The organism is Sulfitobacter sp. 1A10359, assembly GCF_043558145.1.
In the GTDB taxonomy this organism is placed as follows: Bacteria; Pseudomonadota; Alphaproteobacteria; order Rhodobacterales; family Rhodobacteraceae; genus Sulfitobacter; species Sulfitobacter faviae.
In genome coordinates, this window is sequence record NZ_JBIFGB010000001.1 from 396,259 (window position 1) to 412,569 (window position 16,311).

The 16,311-nt window shown below is 63.9% G+C and carries 15 protein-coding genes; 12 read left to right on the top strand and 3 right to left on the bottom strand.

From position 1 onward, the window contains the following. Positions 1–6 precede the first annotated feature (6 nt). Both trpE and ACGYK2_RS02005 read left to right on the top strand, forming a co-directional pair. Positions 7–1,518: an anthranilate synthase component I gene (trpE, locus tag ACGYK2_RS02000; protein WP_209217679.1), complete on the top strand. Its 1,512-nt coding sequence runs from the start codon at positions 7–9 to the stop codon at positions 1,516–1,518. A gap of 2 nt (positions 1,519–1,520) precedes the next feature. Continuing rightward, on the top strand, positions 1,521–2,561 hold the full coding sequence (locus ACGYK2_RS02005; RefSeq protein ID WP_271687138.1) for a succinylglutamate desuccinylase/aspartoacylase family protein: 1,041 nt from the start codon (positions 1,521–1,523) through the stop codon (positions 2,559–2,561). A gap of 27 nt (positions 2,562–2,588) precedes the next feature. On the opposite strand, the gene ACGYK2_RS02010 is transcribed toward ACGYK2_RS02005, so the two are convergent. Then, positions 2,589–4,148, bottom strand: a complete 1,560-nt coding sequence (locus tag ACGYK2_RS02010) for a polysaccharide deacteylase family 2 protein (protein ID WP_271687137.1) — start codon at positions 4,146–4,148, stop codon at positions 2,589–2,591. Positions 4,149–4,314: 166 nt separating this feature from the next. Between ACGYK2_RS02010 and ACGYK2_RS02015 the strand changes: the two genes are divergently transcribed. The 7 genes from ACGYK2_RS02015 to lexA all read left to right on the top strand — a co-directional run bounded on the left by ACGYK2_RS02015 (position 4,315) and on the right by lexA (position 9,795). Next, on the top strand, positions 4,315–4,896 hold the full coding sequence (locus ACGYK2_RS02015; protein WP_271687136.1) for an aminodeoxychorismate/anthranilate synthase component II: 582 nt from the start codon (positions 4,315–4,317) through the stop codon (positions 4,894–4,896). After that, on the top strand, positions 4,893–5,909 hold the full coding sequence (gene trpD / locus ACGYK2_RS02020; RefSeq protein WP_271687135.1) for an anthranilate phosphoribosyltransferase: 1,017 nt from the start codon (positions 4,893–4,895) through the stop codon (positions 5,907–5,909). The genes ACGYK2_RS02015 and trpD overlap by 4 nt, the downstream gene beginning before the upstream one ends. Beyond that, positions 5,906–6,565 carry a uracil-DNA glycosylase gene (locus ACGYK2_RS02025; protein WP_271687134.1) on the top strand — a complete coding sequence of 220 codons (660 nt, stop codon included), beginning with the start codon at positions 5,906–5,908 and terminating at the stop codon, positions 6,563–6,565. Before trpD ends, ACGYK2_RS02025 begins: the two co-directional genes overlap by 4 nt. A 7-nt stretch (positions 6,566–6,572) precedes the next feature. Continuing rightward, the gene (gene trpC / locus ACGYK2_RS02030) at positions 6,573–7,385 is read left to right on the top strand and encodes an indole-3-glycerol phosphate synthase TrpC (protein ID WP_271687133.1); all 813 of its coding nucleotides are present in this window, start codon (positions 6,573–6,575) and stop codon (positions 7,383–7,385) included. Next, positions 7,385–7,858 carry a cyclic pyranopterin monophosphate synthase MoaC gene (gene moaC / locus ACGYK2_RS02035; protein WP_271687132.1) on the top strand — a complete coding sequence of 158 codons (474 nt, stop codon included), beginning with the start codon at positions 7,385–7,387 and terminating at the stop codon, positions 7,856–7,858. The genes trpC and moaC overlap by 1 nt, the downstream gene beginning before the upstream one ends. Further along, the gene (gene glp / locus ACGYK2_RS02040; RefSeq protein ID WP_271687131.1) at positions 7,855–9,027 is read left to right on the top strand and encodes a gephyrin-like molybdotransferase Glp; all 1,173 of its coding nucleotides are present in this window, start codon (positions 7,855–7,857) and stop codon (positions 9,025–9,027) included. The genes moaC and glp overlap by 4 nt, the downstream gene beginning before the upstream one ends. A gap of 72 nt (positions 9,028–9,099) precedes the next feature. Beyond that, on the top strand, positions 9,100–9,795 hold the full coding sequence (lexA, locus tag ACGYK2_RS02045) for a transcriptional repressor LexA (protein ID WP_271687130.1): 696 nt from the start codon (positions 9,100–9,102) through the stop codon (positions 9,793–9,795). Here lexA and ACGYK2_RS02050 read toward each other — a convergent pair. Then, complete coding sequence (locus ACGYK2_RS02050; RefSeq protein ID WP_271687129.1) at positions 9,789–11,816, bottom strand: ComEC/Rec2 family competence protein; 2,028 nt, start codon at positions 11,814–11,816, stop codon at positions 9,789–9,791. The two genes, lexA and ACGYK2_RS02050, sit on opposite strands and share 7 nt — an antisense overlap. Positions 11,817–11,931: 115 nt before the next feature. Here ACGYK2_RS02050 and gltX point away from each other — a divergent pair, with 115 nt between their 5' ends. The 3 genes from gltX (at position 11,932) to ACGYK2_RS02065 (ending at position 15,513) form a co-directional block, all read left to right on the top strand. Then, complete coding sequence (gltX, locus tag ACGYK2_RS02055) at positions 11,932–13,332, top strand: glutamate--tRNA ligase (RefSeq protein WP_271687128.1); 1,401 nt, start codon at positions 11,932–11,934, stop codon at positions 13,330–13,332. Positions 13,333–13,446: 114 nt separating this feature from the next. After that, entirely contained in the window at positions 13,447–14,742 is a 1,296-nt protein-coding gene (locus tag ACGYK2_RS02060) for a citrate synthase (protein ID WP_067260690.1), read from the top strand. 480 nt (positions 14,743–15,222) lie between these two features. Then, positions 15,223–15,513 (top strand): hypothetical protein, encoded by a 291-nt coding sequence (locus ACGYK2_RS02065; protein WP_271687126.1) that lies wholly within the window; start codon positions 15,223–15,225, stop codon positions 15,511–15,513. 3 nt (positions 15,514–15,516) lie between these two features. Here the strand turns inward: ACGYK2_RS02065 and ACGYK2_RS02070 are convergent, their stop codons facing one another. Further along, on the bottom strand, positions 15,517–16,290 hold the full coding sequence (locus ACGYK2_RS02070) for an enoyl-CoA hydratase-related protein (protein WP_271687125.1): 774 nt from the start codon (positions 16,288–16,290) through the stop codon (positions 15,517–15,519). Positions 16,291–16,311: the final 21 nt, after the last annotated feature.

The following is a 16,311-nucleotide window of genomic DNA, read 5'->3' on the forward strand; positions in this document are numbered from 1 at the left end:
ATTTTGATGGCCCTGACCCCGGATTTCGATAGTTTCGCCCGCGCCTATGAGGCGGGCGAGAATCAGATCGTCTACACCCGCCTTGCCGCCGATCTCGACACGCCTGTGTCCTTGATGTTGAAACTCACCGGCGCGGCGGAGAATGCTTTTGTGCTGGAATCCGTCACCGGCGGCGATGTGCGCGGGCGGTATTCGATCATTGGCATGAAGCCCGATCTGATCTGGCGCTGCCGGGGCAAGACCTCCGCACTCAACCGTGCGGCGCGCTATGATGCCGATGCCTTTGAGGATATGCCCGGTGACCCGCTCGACCGTCTGCGCGACGTGATCGCGGAATCGCGGATCACCCTGCCCGACGATCTGCCGCAAGCCGCCGCCGGGCTTTTCGGCTACCTCGGCTATGACATGATCCGGCTGGTGGAACATCTGCCCAATGTGAACCCCGACCCTCTGGGCCTGCCCGATGCCGTGATGGTGCGCCCTTCGGTCGTCGCTGTGCTCGACGGGGTCAAAGGCGAGGTCACCATTGTCTCCCCCGCTTGGGTGTCCGAAGGTCAAACCGCTCGCGCGGCCTATGCCCAAGCCGCCGAGCGGGTGATGGACGCCGTGCGCGATCTGGAACGCGCCATGCCCCAGACCTCCCGCGATTTGGGAGAGGCCGAAGACGCGCCGGAGCCGGTCAGCAATTTCACCCGCGAGGGCTATAAATCCGCCGTGGAAAAGGCGCGCGACTATATCAAGGCGGGTGACATCTTTCAGGTGGTGCCAAGCCAGCGGTGGGCCCAAGGTTTCACCCAACCGCCCTTCGCGCTCTACCGCAGCCTGCGGCGCACCAACCCCTCGCCCTTCATGTTCTATTTCAACTTTGGCGGCTTCCATGTGGTGGGCGCCAGCCCCGAGATCCTCGTCCGGGTCTTCGGCAACGAAGTGACCATTCGCCCCATCGCAGGCACCCGCAAGCGCGGCGCGACCCCGGAAGAAGATCGCGCGCTAGAAGCCGATTTGCTCAGCGACCCCAAGGAGTTGGCAGAACACCTGATGCTGCTGGATCTGGGCCGCAACGACGTGGGCCGGGTTGCCAAGATCGGCAGCGTGCGCCCGACGGAAGAGTTCATCGTCGAGCGCTACAGCCACGTCATGCACATCGTCTCTAACGTGGTGGGTGAGTTGAAAGAGGGCAAGGATGCGCTCGACGCCTTCTTCGCCGGGATGCCCGCAGGCACCGTCTCGGGCGCGCCAAAGGTCCGCGCGATGGAGATCATAGACGAATTGGAGCCCGAGAAACGTGGCGTCTATGGCGGCGGCGTGGGCTATTTCAGCGCGGGCGGCGACATGGACATGTGTATCGCCTTGCGCACCGCCGTGGTGAAAGACGAGACGCTCTACATCCAAGCAGGCGGCGGCGTGGTCTATGACAGCGACCCCGAGGCCGAATTCATGGAAACCGTGCATAAATCCGGCGCAATCCGCCGCGCGGCTGCGGATGCGTCGCGGTTCGGTGGCAAGGGCAACGGCTGACCATGGCCCCCCGCGCGCCTTTCCAGATCGCGGGGCATTCCGTCGCCCCCGGCAGCAGCCTTGCCGTTGATCTGCCCGTTTCGATCCTGCCGGACCACACGCCGGTGCATCTGTCGCTGGAAATCTTCCACGGCAAACGGCCCGGGCCGACGTTGTTCGTTTCAGCGGCGGTGCATGGGGATGAGGTGATCGGCGTGGAGATCCTGCGCCGCCTGCTGCGCGCGCCGCAGCTTTCGGCCTTGCGCGGCACGCTCATTGTCGTGCCTGTCGTGAACTCCTTCGGCTTCCTGAACCGCTCGCGCTACCTGCCTGACCGGCGTGATCTGAACCGCTGCTTCCCCGGCTCGCCTACCGGCAGCCTCGGCGCGCGCCTGGCGCATATCTTTCTGCAAGAGGTGGTGCTGCGCTGCGACTTCGGCATTGATCTGCATTCGGCGGCGATCCACCGCACGAACCTGCCGCAGGTGCGCGTCTCTCCGGCGGATAAGGTGACCCAGAAAATGGCGCTGGATTTCGGCGCGCCGGTGGTGCTGACCTCCCCCCTGCGCGACGGATCGCTGCGCGCGGTCGCCGCGAAACAAGGCACGCCGATCCTGCTCTACGAGGCGGGCGAAGGGCTGCGCTTTGACGAGATGGCCGTGCGGGCGGGTCTGGCGGGCATCTTGCGGGTCATGCGCGGGCAAGACATGCTGCCCGCCAAGGGCATCGCCCGCGCCCGCAGCGCGCCCTATATCTGCACCGCTTCCCATTGGCTGCGCGCCCCCGCAGGCGGCCTGCTGCGCACCTTCCGGGCCGAGGGGGAAACCGTCGCCGAGGGCGATCTTCTGGCCATCGTCTCGGACCCATTCGGCAAGGAGGAGGCCGAGCTTCTGGCCGATGCGCCCGGCATCCTCATCGGGCGGGCGATGCTGCCCATCGTTAACGAAGGGGATGCAGTCTTTCACCTTGCCAAACTTAGCCCCCGCGCGGCGGAGGCGACGGTGGATGAACTCGCCAGCCAGTTGGAGGAAGACCCGCTCTTCGACGAGGACGAGATCATCTAGCGCCACGGCGCGCACCGCGCGGGGTCACTACTCCTCGCGCAGCAGCACCGCCGAGATTGGGACCAAAGCCACGTCGCTCGCGCGGTCTTGCAGCCCCCAGAGCAACAGGGCGGAGACGGTATCGGGGCGCAGGCGGCCCAGCATGATCACAGCACCCTCCTGCCCCGCTTTGAAGGCCGCTTGATCCAGAAAACGCCGGATCACCCGGGCCGATTGATCCTTGCTGTCGAAGTCACGAAACACCGGATCGGCAGGCACACCCGCCTTGCGCGCCAGCTTGGGCATGGTGTTAAGCCCCTTGTCCTGCGTCACCAGCCCGTGGCCGGATTGCGCGAGGATATCGGTCACCTGATCGGCCAGTGCGCGGCTGCCTTGGAAGCCGCTCTCCGTGCCTTCTAACACCCCCACCACCGGGCCAATCTGGTCGAGCGTGGCGCCAAATGTAGTCTCGGCATCGCTCGGCTGCGCGCCCTGCGGCAGGTCGACCATGGCCAAAACCTCGAACCCAGCCTCGCGGTAGGTTTCCACCCGCGCGGCGGCGTCCGGCAGGGTGCTGTCGACGGCGAAACTCAGCGGATAGGGAAAGCTGCGCAATGCGGCCAACCCGGCGCTGCCAGCGGTGACCGAGGTACCATCGTCGATCAGCACCACGCTCATCAGCGGCTTGCCCTCGGGCAGGTCCACGGCGCGGCTGTTGGCCACCACGGGGCGCGGGTCTTCGTTCACGATTTCGTCAGCTTCAGCGGGTTCTGCCGCCACCTCTGCGCCGGGGCGGTTGATCACGACGCCTGTATCTCGCTCGGTCAGGCTGGTCGCGGGCGTGCCGATGGCCGGGCGGCTGTCTGCTTCGGTTTCAGTGGGCTCTGGAGTTGCTTCGGCAACCTCCGTCTCTTCCAGCGGCGCGGGGCTTGCCCCCTCGATGCTCTCCGGCTCAGGCACCGGGGAAGACAGGTCAGCTTCAGCGGCCTCCGCCTCACCGTCAGGCGCGTCTTCAAGCGCATCGGCTTCAACCTCCGGCTCTCCGATCACGACCTCTTCCGCCGGCAGGGTGATCGCCTCCTCCTCTTCGACCTCCGGCGCTTCCATGCCCAGTGGCGCGTCAAATGCCCCTTCGATATCCGCCACATCCGGCGCGGGCGGCTGCGCGGGTTCGGTGCTGATCGAAAGCTCATCCGCCGCGGGCGGCGCATCCGGCGCTGTGGCCTGCGGATTGGGCATGACAGGCTCTTCCGCGCCAGGGGACATCGGCGTCTGCCCCTCGGGGGCCGCGGGGGTGCTGAGCCCCTCCGCACCGCCGGTCTCAGGCAAGCTGGCCGAGGTCTGCGTGTCGGGGTCGAGCGCGGCGAGGCTATCCTGCTGCGGCACATCGGCGCGCGGCGCGGGGGCATTCAACACCGGCGCGCTATCGCGGCTTCGCGCCCGCTCGCCGGCGTCCGTCACATTGATCCGCGCCGGGGCGGGGCCGGATCCGGGCGCATCGCCCACCTGCGGCGGCAGCGGCAAAGGCATCATCAGCGACACCGCACCGGCCACACCGATGCTTGCCACACCGCCCCAAATCAGCCCGCTCAGAACTCCGCGTGCCATCTGCGCTACTCCTGCTGTCTGCGCCATGGCCAGAAAGCCCGGCGTTCCCCTCAATTGGCTTGCCCCAAACTCTTGACGATGGGGTTCAAGCCTGAACATGTATGCGAAAACCTATACCGCGCTCCGGCGCGGTTTCTCCAGTCCTAATACAAAGAAATGCCTGCCTGTGCTGCTGCTCATCGATAACTACGACAGCTTTACCTATAACTTGGTCCACTATCTGGGCAGCCTCGGGGCGGATGTGCAGGTGCACCGCAACGACGCGCTCAGCGTGGGCGAAGCGATGGCCATGAACCCCGCCGGTATCCTGCTGTCTCCCGGCCCCTGCGACCCCGACCAAGCGGGAATTTGCCTAGAGCTGACCCATGCCGCCGCCGCAGCGCGCGTGCCGCTTCTGGGGGTCTGCCTTGGCCACCAGACCTTGGGCCAAGCCTTCGGCGGTAAGGTCGTGCGCGCGGATGATATCGTGCATGGTAAACTGGGCCAGATGCAGCACGACGGGCGCGGCGTTTTCGCCGGGCTCCCCGCGCCCTTCGGGGCCACGCGCTATCACTCGCTGGTGGTCGAACGCGCGAGCCTGCCCGATTGCCTTGAGATTACCGCAGCGCTTGAAGACGGCACCATCATGGGCCTACAACACCGCGAGTTGCCCCTGCACGGCGTGCAATTCCACCCGGAATCGATCCGGTCCGAGCATGGCCACGCCCTGCTGCAAAACTTCCTGAACGAGATGAAGGTCCCGGCATGAGTAGCGCGCTGAAACCCCTGCTTGATGCCGCCGCGAACGGGCCGCTGACCTCGGATCAGGCCGTTGAAGCCTTTGAAATTCTGTTCGAGGGCGAAGCGACCCCCAGCCAGATCGGCGGGTTCCTCATGGCGCTGCGCACGCGCGGCGAAACGGTCACCGAATATGCCGCCGCGGCGCAGGTCATGCGCAGCAAATGCAACGCCGTCCGCGCGCCCGAAGGCGCGATCGACATCGTTGGCACCGGCGGTGACGGCAAGGGTACGCTGAACATCTCGACCGCCGCCGCCTTCGTGGCCGCAGGCGCAGGCGCTGTCGTGGCGAAACATGGAAACCGCAACCTCAGTTCGAAATCCGGCGCTTCCGACGCGCTGTCGCAACTGGGGATCAACGTCATGGTCGGCCCCGCGGTGGTCGAGCGTGAATTGGCCGAGGCAGGCATCGGTTTCATGATGGCGCCCATGCATCACCCTGCCGTCGCCCATGTCATGCCGACCCGGTCCGAACTTGGCACCCGCACGATTTTTAACATCCTCGGGCCACTGACTAATCCGGCAGGGGTCAAACGGCAGCTGACCGGCGCCTATACCCGCGATCTGATTGAACCGATGGCGCTGACACTCAAGCAGCTCGGTTCGGAAAAAGCATGGCTGGTGCATGGCTCCGATGGCACGGATGAGCTGACCATCACCGGTGTCAGCTGGGTCGCAGCACTGGAAGACGGTGTCGTCAACCTGCGCGAATTGCACCCCGAAGACGCGGGCCTGCCGGTCCATCCGTTCGAAGCCATCGCCGGGGGTGAGCCCGCCGAAAACACCAAACATTTCAAGGCGCTCCTTGACGGAGTTCCATCAGGCTACCGCGACGCGGTGTTGCTGAACGCGGCCTCTGCTTTGGTGGTGGCCGATGTGGCCCCGGATCTGAAAACCGGCGTCGAGATGGCCCGCGAAAGCATCGACAGCGGCGCGGCGCGTGAGCGGATCGAGAAAGTGGCGCGGATCAGCCAGTCGGCATGACGCTACCCAGCCTCACCGCCCTTGGCGCATGGGCCGAGCTGCCCTTTTTTGCCGAGGATTGGCCGCGTATCGCCGAACAGCTTGCCGCGGATACGAGGGTGGTCCTACCGCCCGCCCCGCAGATATTCGCCGCACTTGAGCATCTGCAACCATCGGCTGTGGAGGTGGTGATCCTTGGCCAAGACCCCTATCCGACACCCGGCCACGCCCATGGCTATGCCTTTTCGGCCGAGCCGGATGTGCGCCCCATTCCCCGCTCCCTTGTTAATATATTCAATGAGTTAGACGCCGATCTTGGCGCATCACCGCAAGACCCAGACCTGCGGTTCTGGGCCGATCAAGGGGTTCTGCTGCTTAACAGCGTGCTGACCGTTCCGGCGGGCTGCGCACATGGGCACGCCAGGCTCGGATGGCAAAGGTTAACCGCTCAGGTGCTCAACCGTCTTTCTGATCGCCCCCGCGCCTACCTGCTTTGGGGGGCGCATGCGCAAAAGGCGGCGGCAGAGGTCGATCCGGCGCGCAACCTGAAGATAGAGACGCCGCACCCTTCACCGCTGTCAGCAAGGCGCGGCTTCTTCGGCTCACGCCCCTTCAGCCGCGTGAATGACTGGTTGCAGGGCCAAGGCAAGCCCGGCATACATTGGACAAAGCCGTGAGGAAGCCATGACCGCCACAATTCTTGAAAAAATCAAAGCCTACAAGCTGGACGAAATTGCCGCTGCCAAGGCCGAAAAATCGCAGGCAGAGGTCGAAGCTGCGGCCCGCGCCGCCCCGCCGGTCCGCCCCTTCGCGCAGAGCTTGCACAAAGCCTCCCGCGAAGGCTATGGCCTGATCGCCGAGATCAAAAAAGCCAGCCCCTCCAAAGGTTTGATCCGCGAAGATTTCGAACCCGCCGCCCTCGCCCGCGCCTATGCTGCGGGCGGCGCGACCTGCCTCTCGGTCCTTACCGACACCCCGAGTTTTCAAGGCGCGAAGGAATTCCTCGTCGAGGCCCGCGCCGAATGCGATCTGCCGGTACTGCGCAAAGATTTCCTCTACGACCCCTACCAGGTCGCCGAAGCGCGCAGCCTTGGTGCCGACTGCATCCTGATCATCATGGCCTCCGTCTCAGACGCGCAGGCCGCGGAACTTGAGCAAGCGGCAGATGAATGGGGCATGGACGCGCTGATTGAGGTTCATGACGCGGAGGAACTCGCCCGGGCCGAAAAGCTCAACAGCCGCATGATCGGGATAAATAACCGCAATCTCAACACCTTCGAGACCTCTCTTGATGTGACGCGCCAACTGTCAGAGGCCGTCCCTCACGACCGTATGCTGGTCTGTGAATCCGGCCTCTACACCCCCGCAGACCTCGCCGATATGGCTGTCTACGGCGCGCGCTGCTTTCTGATCGGCGAAAGCCTGATGCGCCAGCAAGATGTCGAACAGGCCACCCGCGATCTGCTCGCAAACCCGCTCGTTCCCGGAGGGATGTAATGGCGCTCACCCATTTCGACGCCGAGGGCGACGCCCATATGGTCGATGTCTCGGAGAAAGCCGTGACTTCGCGGGTAGCCAAGGCTGAAAGCTACATCAAGATGACGCCGGAAACGCTTGATATCATTACTGAAGGGCGCGCTAAGAAGGGTGATGTTCTTGGGGTCGCAAGGCTTGCCGGGATTATGGCGGCCAAACGGACGGCAGACCTGATCCCGCTTTGCCACCCTCTGCCGATCACCAAGGTCAGCGTCGAACTGACCCCCGACACCGCACTGCCCGGCATCCGTATTCTCGCCACCGTCAAAACTACTGGCCAAACTGGGGTTGAGATGGAGGCCCTCACTGCGGCCTCCGTCACCGCCCTCACCGTCTATGACATGGCCAAAGCGGTGGATAAAGCGATGGAGATTGGCGGCACGCGGGTCGTTCTGAAAGATGGCGGTAAATCAGGCCGTTACGAGGCGACATGATCAGCGTCGAAGCGGCTTTGGAAGCCGTCCTGAACCTTGTCGATCCTCTGAAAACCGAAGAAGTCGCCCTTCGCGGCGCCAATGGCCGTGTCTTGTCGCAGCCCGTGCGCGCGCAGCGCAGCCAGCCGCCTTTCGCCGCCTCCTCTATGGACGGCTACGCCCTGCGCCGCGCCGAAGTCGAACCGGATGCGATGTTCAAAGTTGTCGGCGAAGCCGCGGCGGGCCATGCTTACGTGGGCACGCTGCGAGCCGGACAAGCCGTGCGCATTTTCACCGGCGCGCCTGTGCCCGAGGGCGCCGATTTCGTGGTGATCCAAGAGGATGTGACCCGGCGCGGCGACCTTATCACCCTCGGCCACCATATTGACGACAAAGACAATATTCGCCCCGCTGGCGGAGACTTCACCAAAGGCGAAAACCTAACCGCCCCGCGCATTTTGCGCCCCGCCGATGTGGCGCTGCTGGCTGCGATGAACGTGGCACAGGTGCCTGTCACCCGCAAACCCATCATCGCGATCCTCGCCACCGGGGATGAATTGGTGCAGCCCGGTGAAAGCCCCGGCCCCGACCAGATCATCGCCTCCAATAGCTACGGCCTCGCCGCGATGTTCGAAGAGGCGGGCGCCGAAGTGCGCATGCTGCCCATCGCGCGGGACACGACAGCGTCGCTCAAACAGGCCTTCGCCTTGGCCCGCGGCGCGGATTTGATTGTCACCATCGGCGGCGCGTCGGTGGGTGATCATGACCTCATCGCGCCCGTGGCGGCTGAGCTTGGCATGGAGCAATCATTTTACAAGGTCGCGATGCGGCCCGGCAAGCCGTTGATGGCAGGCAAGATCGGTGATGCCGCGATGATCGGGCTGCCGGGAAACCCCGTTTCTGCAATGGTTTGCGGTGCGATCTTCGTGTTACCTATGCTACGGCGCATGCTTGGGCTGACCGTAGTCCATGCTGTCAAGCGCGAAGCCCCCCTTGGGCGCGAGATTGGCCCGAATGGGCCGCGTGCGCATTACATGCGCGCCTATCTTCGCGATGGCGCGCTCTACCCGGACGATCGGCAGGATTCGTCTCTTCTATCCGTGCTCGCGCAGGCTGATGCGCTGATGATCCGCCCGCCTAATGAACCGGCGCGCAAGGCGGGCGATTTGCAAAAGTACATTTTGATTTAACGCCAACCCACGGTTGACACAAAACAAGAACATCCCTAGAACAAAAGCAATAAAAGCTTCAGGGGCCGCGCGATGCTGACCAAAAAACAACTCGATCTGCTTTCTTTCATTCACCAACGCGTGCAGCGCGACGGCGTCCCGCCCAGCTTTGATGAGATGAAAATGGCGCTCGACTTGCGGTCGAAATCCGGCATCCACCGGCTGATCACGGCATTGGAGGAGCGTGGCTTCATCCACCGCCTGGCCCACCGCGCCCGTGCGATCGAAGTGGTCAAGCTACCCGAGAGCCTAGGCGGTGCGCCCGGTTTCGCCCCCCGCGTGATCGACGGGGATCGGCCCGACGCCCCGCCGCCGCCTGCGGCGCAACCGGTCACCGCGCATCACGCGTTCGATGTGCCGGTCATGGGCCGGATTGCTGCCGGTGTCCCGATCGAGGCGATCTCCCAAGTTTCCCATAGCGTTACGGTGCCCGGCGGGATGATCGCTGGTCAGGGGGAGCATTACGCCCTCGAAGTGCGCGGCGACTCGATGATCGAGGCGGGTATCAACGATGGCGATATCGTGGTGATCCGTGAAACCTCCGTCGCCGATAATGGTGATATCGTGGTGGCTTTGGTCGAAGATCAGGAAGCGACGCTGAAGCGTTTCCGCAGGCAAGGGTCTTCGGTGGCTCTGGAAGCCGCCAATGCCGCCTATGAAACGCGGGTGCTGCCTTCGGACAAGGTGAAGGTTCAGGGGCGACTGGTCGGGTTGATCCGCACTTACTGACTCTGCGGGCGGCTGTTCCACAAGCGTGTCCCGGCGCGGTCTTTCGCGGTGGTGACTTCCCAACCCTGCGCCGATTTGTTCAGCGCGATTGCGCCAGTTTTCCGCAGCCGCAGGGGATCGTAGACTTGGCAGCCCCAATCTCGGTCGGTCGCCATATCGGCGGACGCGACCACGACATCCTCGGGCTGGCAGCCGCTGAAGGCGGCGACCGCCCGTTTTCCTGACAGATGGATGATACCCTCCTCTTGGCCCGCCCATCTTTGGGCGGCCACGGCTTGATCCGCGCCGTCGCCATCATTCTCCAACCAATTGCGCGCGACGAAACCTGCGGCTTTGTCTTTGCTGAGCGCCCTGCCCGCCGGGGTCATGACGCCCACGAGCGTTCCCGTGTCGGCGACAAGCACGTCCGGGCGTGTGGTTCCTTGCCAGAGGGCGAAAGACAGCACGATCGCGGGCAGGCCGAACCAACGCAAATGCCCTTGCCACAGGACGAGCCAGAGAAACCCGAGTGACAGGAGCGGCAACACCCATCCCCCCGGCCCCGGCACGAAGCTGCGCGCGCCGGGCAGATGTGCCACTACATCCGCGACCGATAGGATCCACTCAAGGCCCAGACCCATCGCCCAAAGCGGTATTCCTTCACCGCCGAAGGGCGCAAGGATCGCCGCCAGCACTGCGGCGGGGATGACCAAGCCCCCCATCAAGGGAACCGAGAGCAGGTTCGCGACCAATCCGTAATGCGCGATCGTGTTGAAATGCGCGGCGGATATGGGCGCGGTGGCAAGCCCCGCAACGGCCGAAGAGATCACCACCGCGGCAACGGGGCGGAGACGTTTGGGAATGACCTCACCTTCGATATCGCGGATCCAGCCAAAGACGGCGACAAGCGCCGTGGTCGCGGCGAATGACATTTGGAACCCCGGCCCCATCAGCGCCTCTGGCCGCAGGGTCAGGACGATGATGCCCGCAATGGCGACGGCGCGCAGAGAGATCGCCCGCCGCCCGATCATCAGCGCGCATAGCGCCACGGCGCACATGACATAGGCCCGCTCGGTCGCGACATTTCCGCCCGACAGCGCGAGGTATCCGGTGGCGGCAATCAGAGCGGCCCCCGCGGCTATGCTTCGGCTGGGCCATCGGGTGGCGGTGACCGGATGCAACGCGAGAAGCAGGCGCGCTGCGCCGAAGACAACTCCGCTGAGCAAGCCCATATGCAGGCCCGAGATCGCCAATAGATGCGCCAAATTGCTGCTGCGCAGGTCTTGCAGGGCGTCTTGCGAAATGGCGCTGCGGTCACCGGTGGTGATGGCGGCGGCGAAACCACCGATATCGCCGGGAAGATGGGCGCGCACCCGCGCGGAGGCGGCCATGCGCAATCGGAAAAGGATCAACGCGATGCCCCCTTCCACAGGGTCCGCCATGCCCAAAAGCGGCACGCGGGTGTAGCCCACCGCACCCAACTCGGCAAACCAAGCATGGCGCTGGAAATCAAAGCCGCCCGGCTCGACCGGGCCTGCGGGCGGCGACAGATGCGCCGTGGTCATCACCTGCATGCCGGGCCGTGGCGTAATTGCGCCGGAGAGCGTCGAATGGAGTGAGACGCGAACCCGGGGCGGCGTGCGCGCGGGCGGCACCCGGTCCAACCGCACCTGATCGAGCGTCACGCGGGGCGCGTCGGACTGGCTTCGGTCAAGTGCCACGACACGCCCCTCGACCGGGCCATAGTAACGCCAGCCAAGAACCGGGGCCGCCACCGAATGCGCCCGAAACGCCGCCAGCAGCACTCCCAGCAAGACCAAAGCCGCGGCGACAGCAAAGGGGGCCGTGACCTCAGGCAGCGCTCGCGCGACGACCGCCAGCACGACCACGACACATGCGACCGCCGCCAACATCACCCCCGAAGGCTCAGCCCGCAGCGAAAAATACCAGCCGATCCCCAAGGCGAGGCAGACCGGCACCCAGCAAAATAGATGCCCGCGCTGGCGCAGCATCACGGCGCTGAACTGGTTCCAAAGGCCCATGCTTGCCCCCGCGGATCGCACTGGGTAGACAGGCGTCAAATCCTAGGACCGGGATGGTTACCAATTGGTAAACGCCGCTCCAAACACCATATCTCTGACCGAAAGGCCCTTCGCCATGAACGCCCCTGTTGTGACCCGTTTCGCCCCTTCTCCCACCGGGTTCCTGCATATCGGCGGGGCGCGGACCGCCCTATTCAACTGGCTCTATGCGCGTGGCCGGGGGGGTAAATTCCTGCTGCGCATCGAAGACACCGACCGCGCGCGTTCCACCCCCGAAGCGACGGCGGCGATTCTTCAGGGCATGTCGTGGCTCGGCCTCGACCACGATGGCGAGATCGTGAGCCAGTTCGAAAATGCCCCGCGCCACGCGGAAGTCGCGCAGGAACTGCTGGCCGCCGGCAAAGCCTATAAGTGCTTCGCTAGCCAAGAAGAAATCGCCGCCTTTCGCGAGGCGGCCAAGGCCGAGGGGCGCAGCACGCTCTATCGCTCCCCTTGGCGGGATGCCGATCCGGCGAGCCACCCGGACGCGCCTTACGTCATCCGCATCAAGGCGCCGCTGGAAAGCACTACCGTGATCCGCGATCAGGTGCAGGGCGATGTCACCATCCGCAACGACCAGCTCGACGATATGATCCTGCTGCGCTCGGACGGCACGCCGGTCTATATGCTGGCCGTGGTGGTGGACGATCACGACATGGGCGTGACCCATGTGGTGCGCGGCGACGATCACCTCAACAACGCCGCCCGCCAGATGATGATCTATGAGGCGATGGGCTGGGACGTGCCGGTTTGGGCGCATATCCCGCTGATTCACGGCGCGGACGGCAAGAAGCTGTCGAAACGTCACGGCGCCTTGGGTGCGCAGGAATATCAGGTGATGGGCTATCCTGCGGCGGGCATGCGCAACTACCTCGCCCGTCTGGGCTGGAGCCATGGGGATGACGAATTCTTTACCGATGCACAGGCGCAGGAATGGTTCGATCTGGACGGGATCCGCAAAAGCCCCGCGCAGTTTGACCTGAAAAAGCTGGAAAACCTCTGCGGTCAGCATATCGCACAGGCCGATGATGCCGCACTGCGGCGCGAGATTGAAGCCTATCTTGAAGCGGCAGGAGAGCCCGCGCTGACCGAAGGTCAGGCCGAGGCGTTGGAACGGGCGATGTACTGTCTGAAAGATCGCGCGAAGAAATTCCCCGAACTGCTTGAAAAAGCGACCTTTGTCTTGGCCGATCGCCCGATCACCCCAGATGAGAAAGCGGCAAAGAATCTCGATACGGTATCCCGTGGCATACTGTCGGAATTGACGCCGCAATTGCAAAATGCTAGCTGGAACAAAGAAACGCTGGAGGAGGTACTGAACGGCTTTGCTGCCGCGCATGACACCAAATTTGGCAAGCTGGCGGGGCCGCTTCGGGCGGCCTTGGCTGGCAGGGCAGTCACCCCATCGGTTTTTGACATGATGTTGGTGCTGGGGCGCGATGAGACCCTTGCCCGACTGACGGACGCCGCGGCCTAAGTTTTGGTTCACCACTTCTTTGGGCGGCAGGTATAACTGAACGGGACAGCCCCATATGGGGCTAGGCCCAGACGGCGGGGGCATCTCCGCAGCCTACATTCGGGAAGGGATTTCATGACCAATAACAATAAAACCGCAACGCTGACGATCGACGATCAAAGCTTCGATCTGCCGATTCACAGCCCCACTGACGGGCCCGATGTTGTCGATATCCGCAAGCTCTATGCGCAGGCGGGTGTCTTTACCTACGACCCGGGCTTCACCTCGACCGCGGCTTGCGACAGCACGATCACTTTCATTGATGGTGACAAAGGCGTGCTGCTGCACCGCGGCTACCCGATCGAGCAGCTGGCGTCGAAGTCGCATTACCTCGAAGTCTGCTACCTGCTGCTTTATGGTGAGCTGCCCTCTCCCAAGGCGCTGGAAGATTTCGAATGTCTGGTGACCAACCACACCATGCTGCACGAGCAGATGATGAACTTCTTCCGCGGCTTCCGTCGCGATGCGCATCCGATGGCGATCATGGTGGGCGTGGTTGGCGCGATGTCGGCCTTCTACCACGACAGCACCGACATCAACGATGAGCACCAGCGCGAGGTCGCCACGATCCGCCTGATCGCCAAGATGCCGACGATCGCGGCGATGGCCTATAAATACACCATCGGCCAGCCCTTCGTCTATCCGCGCAACGATCTCGACTACGCGTCGAATTTCCTGCGCATGTGCTTTGCCGTTCCGGCCGAAGAGCATGAGGTCAACCCGATCCTCAGCCGCGCGATGGACCGGATCTTTACGCTCCACGCCGATCACGAGCAGAACGCCTCGACCTCGACCGTGCGTTTGGCGTCGTCTTCCGGTGCGAACCCCTTCGCCTGTATCGCCGCTGGCATCGCCTGCCTCTGGGGTCCGGCGCATGGTGGTGCGAACCAAGCTTGCCTTGAGATGCTCAAGGAAATCGGCACGCCCGATCGCATTCCTGAGTTCATCGCCCGCGCCAAGGACAAGAACGACCCCTTCCGCCTGATGGGCTTTGGCCACCGCGTCTACAAGAACCACGACCCGCGCGCGACCGTGATGAAGGAAAGCGCCGACGAGGTTCTCGAACTGCTGGGCGTGGAAAACAACCCGATCCTTCAGGTCGCGAAGGAGTTGGAGAAAGCCGCGCTGGAGGATCCGTATTTCGCGGAAAAGAAGCTCTTCCCGAACGTGGATTTCTATTCCGGCATCATCCTCGAAGCGATGGGCTTCCCCACGTCGATGTTCACCCCGATCTTCGCGCTGGCGCGGACCGTGGGCTGGATCTCCCAGTGGAAAGAGCAGATCAGCGATCCGCAGCTCAAAATCGGCCGTCCGCGTCAGCTGTACCTCGGCGAGGACAAGCGCGACTACGTCGATATCGAGAACCGCTGAAGCGACCTTCAGAGACCATGCAAACGCCCCGGATTTCCGGGGCGTTTCGCGTTTCTCCCGCCACTGCCCGCAATACCTATGATTGAGGTTGTTGACCTAAGGGCAACAATGGCGCCGCCGTCGGGGTGACTGATTCCGCGCGCCCGAATCGCGAAAACCGGTGCCCTTATATGCACTGTCAGCAATGGCGTGAAAAATCAGTGAATGTTTCCAAGCGTTTTGCCGGACGCGAAACACCGGAGCCGAAAATACGGCCAAATTACGGCACTGTTTCGCACCTCGTGACAATGCCCCCGCCCCGCTTGACGGGATTCCCCCCGCGGCGGTAGCCTCCTTTCACGATGTCTTTTCGGGGTGGGAAGGGCATCATTGTGGCACTGCCGAAGGGGTTCGCTCTTTCGCAGTCCGGCCGGCGTCCACCCCATTGTAGACGCCCAGCAGTACAGCCGGGCCGCGACGAGAGGATGCAGGATGACCGCAATGGACCGGACCAAAGGGCTTCGCTGGGACTGCGCCACCGGTCTGACGCCTGCAAAGGCCGACGATGTCCCCGGCCCTCAGGGTGCGCTCGTCCCCGATACATTGCATGATTGCGACCAGATCGCCGTGGTCTATGACAAGGGCCAGACCCCGCCGCGCATCACCATCGCGCAGGTTTCGAACTCGGTCCATACGGTTTTGGCGGACGGCGTCGCTGTGGCGGTCGTGGCGCGGGCCAATGGCCCGGCACCTTCGGCCAGCGATGTGCTGCTGGTCGAGCGGAGCTGCTAGCGCTCAGCGCCCCTGAAACTTGGGGCTGCGCTTTTGGGTAAAGGCCGTCACCCCCTCGGCGAAGTCCTGCGACTTGCCGCAGCGGCCCTGCGCTTGGGCCTCCAGCGAGAGTTGATCCTCAAGCCCATTGTCCCATGACGCGCGGATCGCCTTCTTGGCCTCGGCATAGGCAGCCGTGGGGCCACCGGCCAATTGCGCGGCCTTGGCGCGCCAATGGGCATCGAATTCCGCATCCGGCACGGCCTGCCAGATCATCCCCCAATCATCTGCCTGACGGGCGGTGATCTTATCGGCGAAGAGGGCCGCCCCCATTGCCTTGGCCATGCCCATCTGCCGAGGCAACGCATAGGTGCCGCCCGCGTCGGGGATCAGGCCAATGCGGGTGAAAGCCTGCATGAAATAGGCGCTCTCGCTCGCAAAGACGACATCGGCGGCCAGCGCGATATTCGCCCCTGCCCCTGCCGCCGGGCCGTTCACGGCGGCAATGGTCGGCACTGGGCAGTTGATGATGGCGCGCAGCAGCGGGGCATATTCTTCGCGCAGCGTCTTCTCCAGATCGGCCACGCCGCCCGCACGGTCGGCCAAGTCTTGGCCCGAGCAAAAGGCACGCCCCGCCCCCGTCAGGACCACGACCCGCGCCGCGCGCCCGCCTTCGGTCACTGCATGGGTCAGCTCCGCCCGCATCTGCGTGGTGAGCGCGTTCATCTTATCGGCGCGGTTCAGCGTGATCAGCGCGACATCGTCGGTCAGCGCATAGGTGATCGTTTCATAGTCCATCTTGCTATCCTCGATTGCTTG